The following is a 14,061-nucleotide window of genomic DNA, read 5'->3' on the forward strand; positions in this document are numbered from 1 at the left end:
GATGGGACAGACCAACCGCCGCACATCCGCATGGCCTGCGCTTGCCGTGGTGTTGGCTGTGTCGTTCTCGGCGCTGCAGCCTGCCGCCGCTGCCGACAGCCTCGCCTCGGAGCGTGAGCAGCTCGCCGCGCTTGCCCGCCAACTCGACCTGATCGACCGCCTCGCCGAGCACGCCGCCAATACCGCTCCGCAGGAGCGCGCCCGCTACCACTTCGACTACGCCCAACTGCGTGCCGACCTGAAGCGCGTTCGCGCCGGCCTGGAGGACTACCTCGTGCCCCAGCGCGCCCAGCCGCGCGATCCCGTCCCGCTGGCCGGCGATTACGTCCGCCGTGACCGCGCCGACGACGACGACGAGGAGCCATCGCCATGACGCCCTCTGCCGATCAGGTCGCCGCCTTCCAGGCCAACGGCGGCTTCGCGCCTTCGGCCGTCTCTGCCGTGGTGCTCGCTTTCGTGTTCGCCGTGTTGCTGCTGTGGGGCGTGTGGGCCATGCGCACCGCCTACGTCGGCTGGGCCGAGCACCGCATCACCGAGCGTCAGTTTCTCGCCGTCGTCGTGCGCTTCGTGGCGATGTACCTGGTACTGACCTTCTTCCTCCTCTCCTGACCGTCACGAAAGGCCAAACGCCATGAACACGTCATCGACATCCCATCGCATTCCGTCCCGCATCGCCGCACCGCTGCTGCCGCTGGCGCTCGCGGGCCTGCCGCTGTCGGCCTTCGCGCAGGGCCTGCCGACCATGGAGGACCCTTCGCGCGGCCAGGGCAGCGGCATCCTGCAGACCTTGCAGAACTACGGCTACGACATCGTGCTGCTGATCGCGCTGCTGGTGGTCGCCTCGATGTTCGTCGGTGTCTGCTATCACGCCTACACGCGCTACTCGGAGATCCACACCGGCCGCGCCACCTGGGGCCAGTTCGGCCTGACGGTCGCCGTGGGCGCGATCCTGCTGGTGGTCGGCATCTGGCTGCTCACCAAGGCCACCGGCGTGCTGTGAGGGCGGCAAGCGATGGCCGTCCCCTCGGAGACCCCGCAAGACACGCTGGTGAGCTTCCTGCCGCACCGGCTGAATCGCCAGCCGGTGGTCGTGCGCGGGCTGACCGCCGACGAGTTGTGGATCTGCGCCGGCCTGTCGGCCGCAGCCGGATTCGCACTCGGCCTGCCGCTGGCCTGGCTCACGCACAGCATCGCCATGGTGCCGACGCTGATCGTCGCCGGCATCGCGCTGGGCGTCTTCGTCGGCGGTGGTTTTCTGCGCGCACAGAAGCGCGGCCGGCCCGACACCTGGCTCTACCGACAGCTCCAGTGGCGGCTGGCATTGCGGCACCCGGCGCTGGCAGCGCTCCTGGGCGGGCAGCGCCTCATCACCCGCTCGGGCTACTGGACGACCCGGCGCAACGCCAATCGAGGTGCGCCATGAGCCGTTTCAGGAACGAGGTTGCGCACCTGCAGGCGCACGTGAAGACGCTGCGTCTGGGGGCCGGCGCGTTGTTCGCGGTGGCGCTGCTGCTCGGCTTCGGCTGGTGGAGTGCGCCGAAGAGTCTGACCATCCATGTGCCGCCGGACTTGCGCTCGGGCAGCATGCGCAAGTGGTGGGACGTGCCGCCCGAGAGCGTGTATGCCTTCTCGTTCTACATCTGGCAGCAGGTACAGCGTTGGCCCACGAACGGCGAAGAAGACTATCCGCGCAACCTGCGCGCGCTGTCGGCCTACCTGACGCCGAGCTGCCGGGCCTTCCTGCAACAGGACTACGAGTACCGGCGCGCCAGTGGCGAGCTGCGTCAGCGCGTGCGCGGCATCTACGAGATTCCCGGCCGCGGCTACGGCGATGATCCGGCCACGCGCGTCAAGGTGCTCTCCGACCGCGATTGGATCGTCACGCTCGACGTGAGCGCGGACGAATACTACGGCTCCGAGCAGGTCAAGCGTGCCCTGGTGCGCTACCCCATCAAGGTCGTCCGGCTGGACATCGACCCCGAGCGCAACCCCTTTGGCCTGGCGCTGGACTGCTACGCCAGCGCGCCCCAGCGCATCGAAACGCCGCCGACGCCGACCCAGGCCGGCGCGCCCGCCAACGCCTCCGGCCACCTGCAGGGAGACTCCCCATGAAGCCCGTTGCCTTGTCGGCCCTGGCCGGCGTCCTGCTGATCCTCGGTGTCGTGCCGGCCAGCCAGGCCGTGGAAATCCTGCGCTGGGAGCGGCTGCCCCTGCCGGTGCCGCTGGTGGTCGGCCAGGAGCGCGTGGTCTTCATCGACCGCAATGTGCGCGTCGGCGTACCGGCCAGCGTCGGCGACCATCTGCGCGTGCAGAGTGCGGGCGGCGCGATCTACCTGCGGGCGAGCGAGCCGATTCCGCCCACGCGGCTGCAACTGCAGGACGTGGAATCCGGCGCGCTGATCCTGCTCGACATCGCCGCCGAGCCGGCGAAGGACGGCCAGGCGCCGCTGGAGCCGGTGCGCATCGTGGAAGCGGAGGCCCCCGCGAAGCGCTACGGCGGCGGTGCAGCAAGTGGCGCGGACGAGCAGGCCGATGCGCCCGCAGACAAATCCGTTCCCCGGCGCGAAACGCCGGTATCGGTCGTGTTGACGCGCCATGCCGCACAGAACCTGTACGCGCCGCTGCGCACCGTCGAGCCAGTCGCCGGCATCGGGCGCGTGAACCTGCGCCGCGGCCTCGCGCTGGACACCTTGCTGCCGACGCTGCCGGTGCAGGCGCGGGCACTGGCCGCGTGGCGCCTGGAAGACCAGTGGGTGACGGCCGTGCGACTCACCAACACCGCCGCGCGTTGGCTCGACCTCGACCCGCGCGCCCTGCAGGGGAACTTCGTGGCGGCGACCTTCCAGCATCCGAACCTGGGTCCGGCCGGCACTCCGTCCGACACCACGGTGCTCTACCTGGTCACGCGCGGCCACGGCCTGGCCGAGTCGCTGCTGCCGGCGCTGAGCCCGATCGATGCCACCGCGAACCTGCCGCCGGCCGCCGCGGCCGGCTCGACCGGAGGCGCGCGCGATGAAAAGTAATCCGCTGCTCAAGTGGCTGCTGATCCCGATGGCGCTGCTGCTGGTGTTCGTCGGCGTCAAACTGTTCTCCGGCGCCCCCGGCGGCCAGCCCGCCCCCAAGGGCGCGGCCAGTACGCTCACGCCCGAGGAGATGAAAGCCCTGGGCATCGCCGGCGACACGCCGCGCGATACCGTCGCCACGCTGGTGGCCCAGGTGAAGCAGTTGCGCACCGAGCTGCAGAGCGCGCTCGGCGACAACAAGCAGCACAAGGCCGAGAACGAGCGCCTGCGTGCCCGGGAAAGCGCGATCGACCAGCGCATCCAGAGCGCGCTGGAAGGCGAACGCAACCGCCTGGAGCAGGAGCGCACCCAGGTGGCCAGCGACAGGCAGCAGACCCAGGGGCTGCTGCAGGATCTGCAGCGGCAACTGGACGGCCTTGCCGGCAAGGGTGGCCCGTCCGACCTGCCCGTCGGGCTGGGGCTGGAAGAGGGTGACGGCAAGCGCTTCAACCGCGGCGTCGGTGGTACGCAGTGGGTCGAGCCCGACGATGCCAAGGTCGACGCCAAGAACGCCAGCAAGGAGCCGAGCTTTCCCCTGAGCTTCGGGCCGGCCCAGAAAAGCCTGTCGGCCGCAGCGGAATCCGTCGCCGACGTCGGCAGCCGCGCGGTGGGTGCCTCCACGAAGGCGGTCTACACCGTGCCGTCGAACTCGACGCTCATGGGGTCGATTGCCATGACGGCGCTGATCGGGCGCGTGCCGATCGATGGAACGGTCAACGACCCGTACCCGTTCAAGGTGCTGATCGGCCCGGATAACCTCACGGCCAACGGCATCGACATCCCCGACGTGGCCGGCGCCGTGGTCAGCGGCACGGCCTCGGGCGACTGGACGCTCTCGTGCGTGCGCGGGCAAATCCGCTCGGTCACGTTCGTGTTCCAGGACGGCACCATCCGCACGGTGCCGGAGGACAGCGGCAAGGGCGGCAGCAGCGGCGGCAACTCGGGTCACAACGGCGCCAGCATCCAGGGCGGCCTGGGCTGGATCAGCGACCCCTACGGCATTCCCTGCGTCAGCGGCGAGCGGCGCAGCAACGCCCAGCAGTACCTGGGCAGTCAGGCGCTCATCACCGCGGCCGGCGCCGGCGCGGCCTCGCTCATCAAGTCCGACAACGGCAGCGTGGCCGTGGTCGCCAACAGCAACGGCTCGCTGGGCACCGTCGGCATCAGCGGCAACGAAGCGATGGGCCGCATCCTCGCGGGCGGCGTGCGCGACATGGCCGATTGGGTCAACAAGCTCTACGGCCAGGCCTTCGCGGCGGTCTACGTGCAGCCCGGCGCCAAGGTGGCCGTGCATCTGGAGCAGCCGCTCGACATCGACTACGACGCCAAGGGGCGTCGGGTTCACCACCGCACCGGAGAAGCCCATGCCTCGGATCTGGATTGACGCGGCCGCCGTGCTGCTGGCGGCCACCCTGCTCGGCGGCTGCGCTACCAGCAAGGAGAAGCTGCTGCCGCACGGCGACAGCACCATGCTCGACATCTGGCATCGGGAGACCGGCGGCAGCGCGGGCGGCGGCCAGGCCGCGCGGCAACTGCTCGATGCGCGCCAGGGCCTGCGCCGGCCGCTGGCCGAGGCCGATGTGCAGGCGGCGCCCGGCGTGCAGGCGCGCTACACCCGCACCGCGCAGAACGAGATTTACCGCCAGTTCCACCGCCTGCCGAACCCCGACCTGGTGATGTACGTGTTCCCGCACCTGGCGGGCACCGACCCGGTTCCGGTGCCCGGCTACAGCACGGTGTTCCCGCTCTACCAGCGCGTGCAGTACGCGATGCCGGGCGAGCGCGTGGAGGACTACTGATGGCCTGGTCGCTGTCGTGGTCACGCAAGGGCGACGCATCGCCTGCTGACGCCGTGGATGCGACCGATGATGCCTGGGCACGGCACGTGGCGGCCTTGGTGGCACAGGGTGTCGCCGAGCCGGGCAGCGCGCTCGGCCGGGGCCGGCGCAGGCCGGCCACCCAGGCCGACCACGATGCGCTCTATGGCGTCGCGCCGTCGTTCGCGGACTTGCTGCCCTGGGTCGAGTACCTGCCCGGCAGCAAGTGCATGTTGCTGGAAGATGGCCAGTCGGTGGCGGCCTTCTTCGAGCTGGCGCCGGTCGGCACCGAGGGCCGCGAGATGGCCTGGCTATGGCAGGCGCGCGATGCGCTGGAGAACGCCCTGCAGGACTCCTTCGACGAGTTGGACGACAACCCCTGGGTGGTGCAGCTCTACGCCCAGGACGAGGCCGACTGGGACAACTATCTGCGCTCCCTGGCGAACTATCTGCAGCCGCGTGCGCAGGGCAGTGCGTTCAGCGACTTCTACCTGCGCTTCTTCGCCCATCATCTGCGGGCCATCGCCAAGCCGGGTGGCTTGTTCGAGGACACCACGGTGACGCGCCTGCCGTGGCGCGGTCAGGTCCGGCGCGTGCGCATGGTGGTCTACCGCCGCACGTCCGCGGCCCCGGCTTCGCGGCGCGGCCAGTCGCCCGAGCAGGCGCTGACGACGATCTGCGACCGCCTCGTCGGCGGGCTGGCGAATGCCGGCGTGAAAGCCCGGCGTCTCGGCGCGGCGGACATCCACGCCTGGCTGCTGCGCTGGTTCAACCCGAATCCGACTTTGCTCGGCGCCACTGCCGAAGATCGGGAACGCTTCTACGCGCTGACCCGCTACCCGGAAGAGCGGGAGGAGGGCGAGATCGAACTCGCCAGCGGCACCGACTTCGCGCAGCGCCTGTTCTTCGGCCAGCCACGTTCGGACGTGCCCAACGGCCTGTGGTTCTTCGACGGCATGCCGCATCGGGTGATCGTGATGGATCGCCTGCGCACGCCACCCGTGACCGGCCATCTGACGGGCGAGACGCGCAAAGGCGGCGATGCCATGAACGCGCTGTTCGATCAGATGCCCGAGGACACGGTGATGTGCCTGACGCTGGTCGCCACGCCCCAGGACGTTCTGGAGGCGCACCTCAACCACCTCGCCAGGAAAGCCGTCGGCGAGACCCTGGCCTCGGAGCAGACCCGGCAGGACGTGCAGCAGGCGCGCGGCCTGATCGGCAGCGCGCACAAGCTCTACCGCGGCGCGCTGGCGTTCTACCTGCGCGGCCGCGACCTGGCCCAGCTCGATGCGCGCGGCCTGCAGCTCGTCAACGTGATGCTCAACGCCGGTCTGCAACCGGTGCGCGAAGAGGACGAGGTGGCGCCGCTGAACAGCTATCTGCGCTGGCTGCCGTGCGTGTTCGATCCGGCGGCCGACAAGCGCCAGTGGTACACCCAGCTCATGTTCGCGCAGCACGCGGCGAACCTGGCGCCGGTCTGGGGCCGCAGTCAGGGCACGGGGCATCCGGGCATCACGTTCTTCAACCGCGGCGGCGGCCCGATCACCTTCGATCCGTTGAACCGCCTCGACCGGCAGATGAACGCGCATCTGTTCCTGTTCGGCCCCACGGGTTCGGGCAAGAGCGCGACGCTCAACAACATCCTGAATCAGGTGACGGCGATCTATCGGCCGCGCCTGTTCATCGTCGAGGCGGGCAACAGCTTCGGCCTGTTCGGCGACTTCGCGGCACGGCTGGGCCTCACCGTGCATCGGGTGAAGCTCTCGCCGGGCGCGGGCGTCAGTCTGGCGCCGTTCGCCGACGCCTGGCGCCTGGTCGATACGCCGAGCCAGGTACAGACGCTGGACGCCGATGCGCTCGACGAAGACCAGACCGATGCCGGCATGGCCGTGGAAGGCGACGAGCAGCGCGACGTGCTCGGCGAGCTGGAAATCACTGCACGACTGATGATCACCGGCGGCGAGGACAAGGAAGAAGCGCGCATGACCCGCGCCGACCGCAGCCTGATCCGCCAGTGCATTCTCGATGCGGCACAGCATTGCGTGGCGGACGAACGCACGGTGCTCACACGCGATGTGCGCGACGCGCTGCGCGAGCGCGCCCGCGACGCCACGCTGCCGGAGATGCGGCGCGCACGGCTGCTGGAGATGGCCGACGCCATGGATATGTTCTGCCAGGGCGTGGACGGCGAGATGTTCGACCGGTCCGGCACGCCGTGGCCCGAGGCGGACATCACCATCGTGGACCTGGCCACCTTCGCGCGCGAGGGCTACAACGCCCAACTCTCGATTGCCTACATCTCGCTCATCAACACGGTCAACAACATCGCCGAGCGCGACCAGTTCCTGGGCCGCCCGATCATCAACGTGACGGACGAAGGCCACATCATCACGAAGAACCCGCTGCTCGCGCCCTACGTGGTCAAGATCACCAAGATGTGGCGCAAGCTCGGCGCCTGGTTCTGGCTCGCCACGCAGAACCTGGACGACCTGCCGAAAGCGGCCGAGCCCATGCTCAACATGATCGAGTGGTGGATCTGCCTGTCGATGCCACCCGATGAAGTCGAGAAGATCGCGCGCTTCCGCGAACTCAACGCTTCGCAGAAGGCGCTGATGCTCTCGGCACGCAAGGAGGCCGGCAAGTTCAGCGAGGGCGTCATCCTGTCCAAGTCGATGGAAGTGCTGTTCCGCGCCGTGCCGCCCAGCCTCTACCTGGCGATGGCGATGACCGAGCCCGAGGAGAAGGCCGAACGCTTCCAGTTGATGCAGCAGCACGGCATCAGCGAGCTGGATGCCGCCTTCCGCGTGGCCGAGAAGATCGACCGTGCGCGGGGCATCGAACCGCTGGCGCTGGATACGTTGGCCTGACGGGAGCAACACGATGCGCATGCCTTCATTCGCCCGCCGTCATCCCCGGATCGGTCTGCTGATCGTGGCGACGATTGCGGTGGCCTCGTGGATGCTGCTGCGCGCGCCGCATCCGGCAACCGAGTCCATGCCCCTGGCCGCCGCCGGGTCCGAAGCGCCGAAACCGGCCGGCCCGCCCTGGCTGTATGGCCGTGCCGATGCGAGCTTCACGGTGGTCGGGTACGCCGACCTGGAGTGTCCGTACTGCCGGGCCTACTTCCCCGCGCTCAAGCGCTGGATCGACGCCCATCCCGAGGTGAATTGGCAGTGGCACCACCTGCCGCTGTCCATGCACGAGCCGGCCGCGACTGCCGGGGCGCGCCTGGCCGAGTGCGCGGGCGAGACCGGCGGGCATGCCACGTTCTGGCAAGCCGTGGCGTGGCTCTACGCGCACACCCGTGGCGACGGCCAGGGCCTGCCGGAGGGCCTGCGCTATCCCGACCTCACGCCAGCCATGCAGGGTTGTCTCGACAGCGATCGCCCCGATGCGGTCATCCGTGCCCAGGCGGCGGAAGCAGCACAGCAGGGCATCGCGGCCACGCCGGCCCTGCAACTGCGCGACCGCGAGTCCGGCAAGACCCTCCTGCTGCACGGCCCCGTCGAAGGCGATGCCTTGCTGTCGGCCATCGACCTGCTTGCCGCCGGCAGCACGACTGCAGCCGAACCCGCCCATTCCCCAGACATGCCCGCCGGCGTCGCCGGTGACATGCCCAGGTAGCCATCGATCTTCAAGGCTGCGGCGCGGCTCGTCCGCGTTGATCGAAACCCGTTCGCATCGCATCCCTTGACGCGAACAGCCACCGCATCCGCGGTGGTGGATGCCCGCTCGTCACCTGTTCCATCCCCATCGTCCCCCGGAGGGTTTGCCCTCCTGGGGCAGGCGCCCTCCGATCTCATCCATTGGAGGTTCGCCATGTCTCTTGCCATCGCCGACTCCCGCCCGGAGTCGCTCACCCTGATCGCCGCCCAGCACGAAGACTGGATCATCCGGCAGGCCATCACCCTGCTGGAGAATCGCGTGTTCAAGGCCGGTCCAGCGCTGGGCAGTCCCGCCGCCGTGCGCGACTACCTGCGCCTGAAACTGGTCGCGGAGCCGAACGAAATCTTCGCCGTCGTGTTTCTCGACAACCAGCACCAGGTGCTCGCCTACGAGCCGCTGTTCAAGGGCACGGTCGACCAGACTTCGGTGTATCCGAGGGTGGTGGTCCAGCGTGCGCTGGCGCTCAACGCTTCGGCGCTGATCCTGGCGCATCAGCATCCCTCGGGGAACACCGAGCCCTCGGCCGCCGATCGTGTGATCACCGAGCGGCTGAAGAGCGCCCTGGCCACCGTCGATGTCCGGGTGCTGGATCACTTCATCGTCGGCAAGGGCAGCCCGTACTCGTTCGCCGAAGCCGGCTTGCTGTAGCAGCACCAGCGGACGCGCATTCATGTCATCACCACGGGAGCCCTTGGCTCCCGTTTCCTTTCGCCGACCCGCCGAGAAATCGGGACTGACCGGTTTCGGTTTCTTTGTCGTCCCCTGATCTGCGTTGCGCTCGACTACGAGTCTGCATCGACTCCGCGGAGGCGCGACATGCCGGCTCATTCCCTCAACCTTCCTGCCGCTTCGCGGCGCCCCCTGGCCACGAGGCTGGCCGCTGGACTGTGCGCCGCGCTGCTCGGTCCCATCGCGGCGGCCGCCGATGTGCTCATCGTCACCGACAGCCGTCATCCGGTGCAGGCCCCGGCCGGCGTGCGGATCATCGAGCTGGACCAGGCCACGCGCATCGAGGTCGAACTCGCCGCGCACCTGCCGGCCGACCCGCAACAGGCCGCGGCCCTGGTGCGGCAGCGGTTGCATGACGGCGGCGAGGCGCTCCAACGCCGCATCGGCCATGCCTACCAAGGTGTCGCGGATGCCTGGGGACTGGGCATCGCCAAGATTCCCGCCGTGGTGGTCGATCGACGCTACGTGGTCTACGGCGAGCCCGACGTGCCCCGCGCCGTCGCGCGCATCAAGGCCTACCGGAGCACGCAGCCATGAGTCTCCTGCTGGCATCCCGGCGCCTGCGCGCCACCGTCGCCTCGCTGCTGCTGAGCACGGCCACGTCGACGTTCGCCCTGGACACCGCCACCATCGTCTCGTCGGCGCTGTCCCCCGACTGCCTCGAATACCGCGTGGTCGGTATCTGCTACTGGCTGTACTGCACGCCCTTCGGCTGCTCGGTTCGCACTTCCGTCAAGGTGCGCCACTACGTCCCCGATGCGGTGGTGTCGAGCTACTCGAACACCGGCGAAAACCCGTGGCTGGAGGTCAGGGCGATGAGCATGCCCAACCCGACCGCCAAGGCGGGCGGTGACGGCACGACCAACCACGACAACGAGAACAATCTCGCCAAGTTCAAGAACGCCGATGTCATCGGCCATCCGGCCGGGATGGTGTTCAGCCAGTTCGCCAGCGCCTCCGGCTACACCTGCGAAGGCGCGGGCACGGCCTTCATGCCGTATCTGCTGAGCACGCTCGACACGATCGCCTGGCGCTACAACATCCCGGAAGCGTTCTACCCCGAAGCGCTCATCCCCGGCCGGCGCGAAATCGGTACGCGCACCGGCCTGAACCTCTGGGGCAACGTGTATCCCCGCGGTGGCTTCCTGCACCAGACCGACGACCACAAGAGCGGCGCCGTGGTCGCGCAGCGCGCGGGCGACATCGTGACGCGCCGCAACCAGATTCACGTGTACCAGCCTCTGCTGGCCAACGCCCGCGACGGCTACTGGCCGGCCGGCGCGCTGATGGAGACCGACGCCTCGACGGGCAAGTGGCAGGAGCTGACACCCACGCTCTCGAACAGTTGCGTGGTTTTCCCGCACAGCCGCACCCGCGTGCAGGCCCAGCAAGGCGACTACGCCTGGGCCTTGTGGCGGCCGTACTCCTGCTGCCGGCGCCGTGGCCAGGTCTTCCTCGGCAGCGTCGATTTCATGTGAGGAACCCACGATGAACGCCTCCCTCCCTGACTTCCTGCACCGCGCGAAGTCGCTCCTGCGGGCCACGCTGCTCGTGGCGGCCATCACGCTGGTCGTCGGCGTCGCCTGGGCGCAGACCCGCATCGACCCCAATGGCGTGAACGTCAGCGGCAGCGTGATCGGCGACGACGTGCTCTACAGCATCGGCGGCGGCCGGGCCGTGTCGATGGGTGGTGCCGGCAACATGCAGAGCATCGGCGTCGGCGTCGGCTGGAACAGCAACCTGATCTGCGGCGACATGAGCATCACCACGACGCTGCAGAACCAGCTCAACGGCATCACCAACGGCTTCCAGACGATCATGAGCAACGTGATCCAGAATGCCACCAGCGCCGTGGCCTCGCTGCCGGCGCTGATCATCCAGCGCGCCGACCCGGGTCTCTACAACCTGCTGACCAACGGCATCCTCCAGGCGCGCCTGGACTTCGACCGCTCGAAGATGACCTGCCGGGCCATCGCCAATCGGATGGCGGACATGGCCGGCGGCCAGGCCGGCTGGGACCAGCTCGCCGAAGGGATGGCGCTGCGGGATGCGGTCAGCAGCACCGATGCCGTCTCCGCCATCGAGCAGGCCGAGTCCAACAAAGGGAACAACGGCGTGCCCTGGGTCGGCGGCGGCAACGCGGGCGGCTCCGGTCAGAGTTCGATCAAGGTGGTCGGCGATGTGACGCGCGCGGGCTACAACCTGCTCAACGGGCGCAGCGCCACCGATACCTCGTCGATCGCGCGCAGCGCCTGCGGCAACCGCCTGACCTGCCAAACCTGGTCCTCGCCCCAGGCGGCCGCGGACTGGGCGACCCGCGTGTTGGGCGAACGCGAGCAGCGCACCTGCGAAAACTGCACGAAGACCCAGACCACGCCTGGCGTCGGGCTGACGCCAATGATCCAGGAAGAGTACGAGACCAAGCTGCAGGCGCTGCAGGAACTGGTGACGGGCGCCCGGCCGACGACGCTGGCCAATCTCGACGCAGCCGGCAGCAGCTCGCTGCCGATCACCCGCGGCGTGATCGAGGCCCTGCGTGACGAACCCGACCAGGACATGCTGGGCCGGCGCCTCGCGTCCGAGGCGGCGCTGTCCAGCGTGCTGGAGAAGGCCCTGCTGCTGCAACGCACGTTGCTGACCGGCAAGAAGGAGCCGAACGTCGCCGCCAACGAGCTGGCCGTGCAGGCGGTCGACCAGGAGAACAGCGCGCTGGAGCAGGAGATCAACAACCTCAAGACCGAGCTGGAGCTGCGCCGCACGCTGGCCGGCAACTCGGCCATGGCGATCATCCAGCGCCACAGCACCCGCGCTGCCGGCTCGCGCGGCGTCTTCGAGGGCGACACCACGCGCGACCGTCTGCGGGAAGTCCAGAAGCCGCGGAGCGGTACGCCATGAGCCGGCTCGCCTGGCTGCGGCTTGCATGGCTGTTCAACCGCCGCGTCGGCGTGGCGCTGCTGTGGACCTTGCTGGTGGTCGCCGCCGCGGTGGCGGTGAACATCGCCGGCATCCACGTGGTCGGCGGCATCGAGGGCTGGCAGCACTGGCTGCAGGCGCACGCCGGCCACTTCTTCGTGTGGCGTCTGTGCCTCTACGGAGCGACGGCTTACGGCTGGTGGTGGATGCGTCGGCGCCTGTTGCGGCGGGAGCCGTCCCGCGAGACGCATCAGCGCCTGCTGCGCACGGAGATCGCGGCCGTGATCGCCGTGGTCGCGCTGGAAGCCAGCCAACTGTTGCGGCACGGCTGAGACCGGGAGGCAGGCATGACGCTCTACACCACGGACTACCTGGAGTATTACCTGACCCTGGTGGCTTGGGTGGTCAACAACGGCATCTGGAGCATCCTCGTGGCCAGCGGCGTGTTCGCGCTGCCGTTCGTGGCCATCGTGATCCAGGAATGGCTCAAGGCCCGCAGCGAAGGTGCGGACGAAGGCAACAAGGGCGTGCTGTCGTCGATGCGCATCGAGAACCGGGTGTGGGTGGCGATCGTGGTCATCATGTTCGCGGGCATCCCGTTCATCCCGGTGGATCTCGCCACGATCAGGTTCGACACCACGCGCTCCGCGCAATGCCAGGTCAACGTCCCGCTGCCCAACGACACGGGCTGGTCCAACGTCTACACGGCGCTCAACGACCAGAGCGCGCTGGTGCCGGTGTGGTGGTTCTTCATGCACGCGCTGTCGAAAGCCGTGACGGGCTCCGCGGTGGCGGCGATTCCCTGCGGCACGGACCTGCGTCAGATTCGCATGGATGTGGATGCCACGCGCATCGACGATCCGGTGCTGGCACAGGAGGTCGCCGACTTCACGCACGACTGCTACGGGCCGTCGCGCGCCAAGCTGTTCATGAACCGGCCGACGCTCTCCGACGAGCAGATGAACGACGTCACCTGGATCGGGTCGAGTTACTTCCTCGACACGCCCGGCTTCTATGACACCTATCGCGCCAAGACCCCACGCACGGCCTGGCCCTACGACGCGACCCGCGATGCGGGGCTGGCACAGGTGGACAGCGGCGGCGGCTATCCGTCCTGCCAGCAGTGGTGGGCCGATGGCGGCCAGGGACTGCGTAGCCGGCTGCTGGCACAGGTCGACCCGGACCTGCTGACCCGCATCGGGCGCTGGGCGGGCTTCCTGTCGCAGAGCGAGGTCAATGACTCGGTGATCCGCGCCGTCGTCTCACCGCGGCAGCAGAAGATGAACCAGGGCGCCGTCTACACCGACTACGGCGGCCAGATCGACAAGACGCTGCCGAACATCGTCACGCGCGGCGCGAGCGACCTGGCGCTGACCGTCGGCTCGCTGGGCTTCTTTCCGGCGATGGACGTGGTGCGCCAGGCGCTGCCGATGGTGCTGACCATGCTCAAGATGGCGCTCGTCATCTGCATCCCGTTGGTGCTGCTGATCGGCACCTACGACCTGAAGACGGTGGTGACGGTGAGCTGCGTCCAGTTCGCGCTGTTCTTCGTGGACTTCTGGTTCCAGCTCGCGCGCTGGATCGACAGCACGATCCTGGATGCGCTCTACGGCTGGGGGTTTGGCGCGGACAGGCCGCACACGAACTTCGATCCGTTGATCGGTTTGAACAACGCCTTTGGCGACATGCTCCTTAACTTCGTCATGGCGATGATGTTCATCGTGCTGCCGACGTTTTGGGTCATGGCATTGGCTTGGGCAGGCGTTCGCACGGGAAATATCGTGCAGGGGTTGTCCACCGCCACCTCGGACGCCAAGGGCGCTGGGGGGCGTGGCGCTGGTATGGCAATGAGCGCTGTATCGAAGAAGTGA

At 68.7% G+C, this 14,061-nt stretch carries 16 protein-coding genes; all 16 read left to right on the forward strand.

Annotation, left to right across the window (positions count from 1 at the left end; genetic code table 11):
* The first annotated feature begins 1 nt into the window (after position 1).
* The 16 genes from PSTAB_RS06040 (at position 2) to PSTAB_RS06115 (ending at position 14,061) form a co-directional block, all read left to right on the forward strand.
* Complete coding sequence (locus PSTAB_RS06040) at positions 2-373, forward strand: integrative conjugative element protein, RAQPRD family (RefSeq protein WP_013982136.1); 372 nt, start codon at positions 2-4, stop codon at positions 371-373.
* A complete protein-coding gene (locus tag PSTAB_RS06045) occupies positions 370-609 on the forward strand; it encodes a TIGR03758 family integrating conjugative element protein (RefSeq protein ID WP_003140997.1) in 240 nt (79 codons plus the stop codon). Before PSTAB_RS06040 ends, PSTAB_RS06045 begins: the two co-directional genes overlap by 4 nt.
* Positions 610-631: 22 nt before the next feature.
* Positions 632-1,000, forward strand: coding sequence for a TIGR03745 family integrating conjugative element membrane protein (locus PSTAB_RS06050; RefSeq protein WP_003140995.1), 369 nt, complete (start codon positions 632-634; stop codon positions 998-1,000).
* 12 nt (positions 1,001-1,012) lie between these two features.
* Positions 1,013-1,423 (forward strand): TIGR03750 family conjugal transfer protein, encoded by a 411-nt coding sequence (locus PSTAB_RS06055; protein WP_003140993.1) that lies wholly within the window; start codon positions 1,013-1,015, stop codon positions 1,421-1,423.
* Positions 1,420-2,112 carry a PFL_4703 family integrating conjugative element protein gene (locus PSTAB_RS06060; RefSeq protein WP_013982137.1) on the forward strand — a complete coding sequence of 231 codons (693 nt, stop codon included), beginning with the start codon at positions 1,420-1,422 and terminating at the stop codon, positions 2,110-2,112. Before PSTAB_RS06055 ends, PSTAB_RS06060 begins: the two co-directional genes overlap by 4 nt.
* Positions 2,109-3,023 carry a TIGR03749 family integrating conjugative element protein gene (locus PSTAB_RS06065; protein ID WP_013982138.1) on the forward strand — a complete coding sequence of 305 codons (915 nt, stop codon included), beginning with the start codon at positions 2,109-2,111 and terminating at the stop codon, positions 3,021-3,023. Before PSTAB_RS06060 ends, PSTAB_RS06065 begins: the two co-directional genes overlap by 4 nt.
* The gene (locus PSTAB_RS06070) at positions 3,013-4,446 is read left to right on the forward strand and encodes a TIGR03752 family integrating conjugative element protein (protein WP_013982139.1); all 1,434 of its coding nucleotides are present in this window, start codon (positions 3,013-3,015) and stop codon (positions 4,444-4,446) included. Before PSTAB_RS06065 ends, PSTAB_RS06070 begins: the two co-directional genes overlap by 11 nt.
* A complete protein-coding gene (locus tag PSTAB_RS06075) occupies positions 4,427-4,861 on the forward strand; it encodes a TIGR03751 family conjugal transfer lipoprotein (RefSeq protein WP_023094193.1) in 435 nt (144 codons plus the stop codon). The genes PSTAB_RS06070 and PSTAB_RS06075 overlap by 20 nt, the downstream gene beginning before the upstream one ends.
* The gene (locus PSTAB_RS06080; protein WP_013982141.1) at positions 4,861-7,749 is read left to right on the forward strand and encodes a conjugative transfer ATPase; all 2,889 of its coding nucleotides are present in this window, start codon (positions 4,861-4,863) and stop codon (positions 7,747-7,749) included. Before PSTAB_RS06075 ends, PSTAB_RS06080 begins: the two co-directional genes overlap by 1 nt.
* Before the next feature lie 13 nt (positions 7,750-7,762).
* Positions 7,763-8,506: a DsbA family protein gene (locus PSTAB_RS06085; protein ID WP_009397200.1), complete on the forward strand. Its 744-nt coding sequence runs from the start codon at positions 7,763-7,765 to the stop codon at positions 8,504-8,506.
* Between the two features lie 195 nt (positions 8,507-8,701).
* On the forward strand, positions 8,702-9,196 hold the full coding sequence (gene radC, locus PSTAB_RS06090; protein WP_013982142.1) for a RadC family protein: 495 nt from the start codon (positions 8,702-8,704) through the stop codon (positions 9,194-9,196).
* A 168-nt stretch (positions 9,197-9,364) separates the two neighbouring features.
* Complete coding sequence (locus PSTAB_RS06095; RefSeq protein ID WP_013982143.1) at positions 9,365-9,814, forward strand: TIGR03757 family integrating conjugative element protein; 450 nt, start codon at positions 9,365-9,367, stop codon at positions 9,812-9,814.
* Entirely contained in the window at positions 9,811-10,755 is a 945-nt protein-coding gene (locus PSTAB_RS06100; protein WP_013982144.1) for a TIGR03756 family integrating conjugative element protein, read from the forward strand. The genes PSTAB_RS06095 and PSTAB_RS06100 overlap by 4 nt, the downstream gene beginning before the upstream one ends.
* 10 nt (positions 10,756-10,765) lie before the next feature.
* Positions 10,766-12,172: an integrating conjugative element protein gene (locus PSTAB_RS06105; RefSeq protein WP_013982145.1), complete on the forward strand. Its 1,407-nt coding sequence runs from the start codon at positions 10,766-10,768 to the stop codon at positions 12,170-12,172.
* Entirely contained in the window at positions 12,169-12,522 is a 354-nt protein-coding gene (locus PSTAB_RS06110; protein WP_013982146.1) for a hypothetical protein, read from the forward strand. The genes PSTAB_RS06105 and PSTAB_RS06110 overlap by 4 nt, the downstream gene beginning before the upstream one ends.
* A 15-nt stretch (positions 12,523-12,537) precedes the next feature.
* Complete coding sequence (locus PSTAB_RS06115; RefSeq protein ID WP_013982147.1) at positions 12,538-14,061, forward strand: conjugal transfer protein TraG N-terminal domain-containing protein; 1,524 nt, start codon at positions 12,538-12,540, stop codon at positions 14,059-14,061.

This window comes from Stutzerimonas stutzeri (genome assembly GCF_000219605.1).
Classification (GTDB): domain Bacteria; phylum Pseudomonadota; class Gammaproteobacteria; order Pseudomonadales; family Pseudomonadaceae; genus Stutzerimonas; species Stutzerimonas stutzeri.

Excerpts from the sequence above, each read along its gene's own strand:
- PSTAB_RS06075 (WP_023094193.1), top strand. The coding sequence starts at position 4,427 with ATGCCTCGGATCTGGATTGACGCGGCCGCCGTGCTGCTGGCGGCCACC.
- PSTAB_RS06095 (WP_013982143.1), top strand. The coding sequence starts at position 9,365 with ATGCCGGCTCATTCCCTCAACCTTCCTGCCGCTTCGCGGCGCCCCCTG.
- PSTAB_RS06100 (WP_013982144.1), top strand. The coding sequence starts at position 9,811 with ATGAGTCTCCTGCTGGCATCCCGGCGCCTGCGCGCCACCGTCGCCTCG.
- PSTAB_RS06065 (WP_013982138.1), top strand. The coding sequence starts at position 2,109 with ATGAAGCCCGTTGCCTTGTCGGCCCTGGCCGGCGTCCTGCTGATCCTC.
- PSTAB_RS06105 (WP_013982145.1), top strand. The coding sequence starts at position 10,766 with ATGAACGCCTCCCTCCCTGACTTCCTGCACCGCGCGAAGTCGCTCCTG.
- PSTAB_RS06080 (WP_013982141.1), top strand. The coding sequence starts at position 4,861 with ATGGCCTGGTCGCTGTCGTGGTCACGCAAGGGCGACGCATCGCCTGCT.
- PSTAB_RS06055 (WP_003140993.1), top strand. The coding sequence starts at position 1,013 with ATGGCCGTCCCCTCGGAGACCCCGCAAGACACGCTGGTGAGCTTCCTG.
- PSTAB_RS06040 (WP_013982136.1), top strand. The coding sequence starts at position 2 with ATGGGACAGACCAACCGCCGCACATCCGCATGGCCTGCGCTTGCCGTG.
- PSTAB_RS06110 (WP_013982146.1), top strand. The coding sequence starts at position 12,169 with ATGAGCCGGCTCGCCTGGCTGCGGCTTGCATGGCTGTTCAACCGCCGC.
- PSTAB_RS06060 (WP_013982137.1), top strand. The coding sequence starts at position 1,420 with ATGAGCCGTTTCAGGAACGAGGTTGCGCACCTGCAGGCGCACGTGAAG.
- PSTAB_RS06045 (WP_003140997.1), top strand. The coding sequence starts at position 370 with ATGACGCCCTCTGCCGATCAGGTCGCCGCCTTCCAGGCCAACGGCGGC.
- PSTAB_RS06070 (WP_013982139.1), top strand. The coding sequence starts at position 3,013 with ATGAAAAGTAATCCGCTGCTCAAGTGGCTGCTGATCCCGATGGCGCTG.
- PSTAB_RS06050 (WP_003140995.1), top strand. The coding sequence starts at position 632 with ATGAACACGTCATCGACATCCCATCGCATTCCGTCCCGCATCGCCGCA.
- PSTAB_RS06085 (WP_009397200.1), top strand. The coding sequence starts at position 7,763 with ATGCGCATGCCTTCATTCGCCCGCCGTCATCCCCGGATCGGTCTGCTG.
- radC (WP_013982142.1), top strand. The coding sequence starts at position 8,702 with ATGTCTCTTGCCATCGCCGACTCCCGCCCGGAGTCGCTCACCCTGATC.
- PSTAB_RS06115 (WP_013982147.1), top strand. The coding sequence starts at position 12,538 with ATGACGCTCTACACCACGGACTACCTGGAGTATTACCTGACCCTGGTG.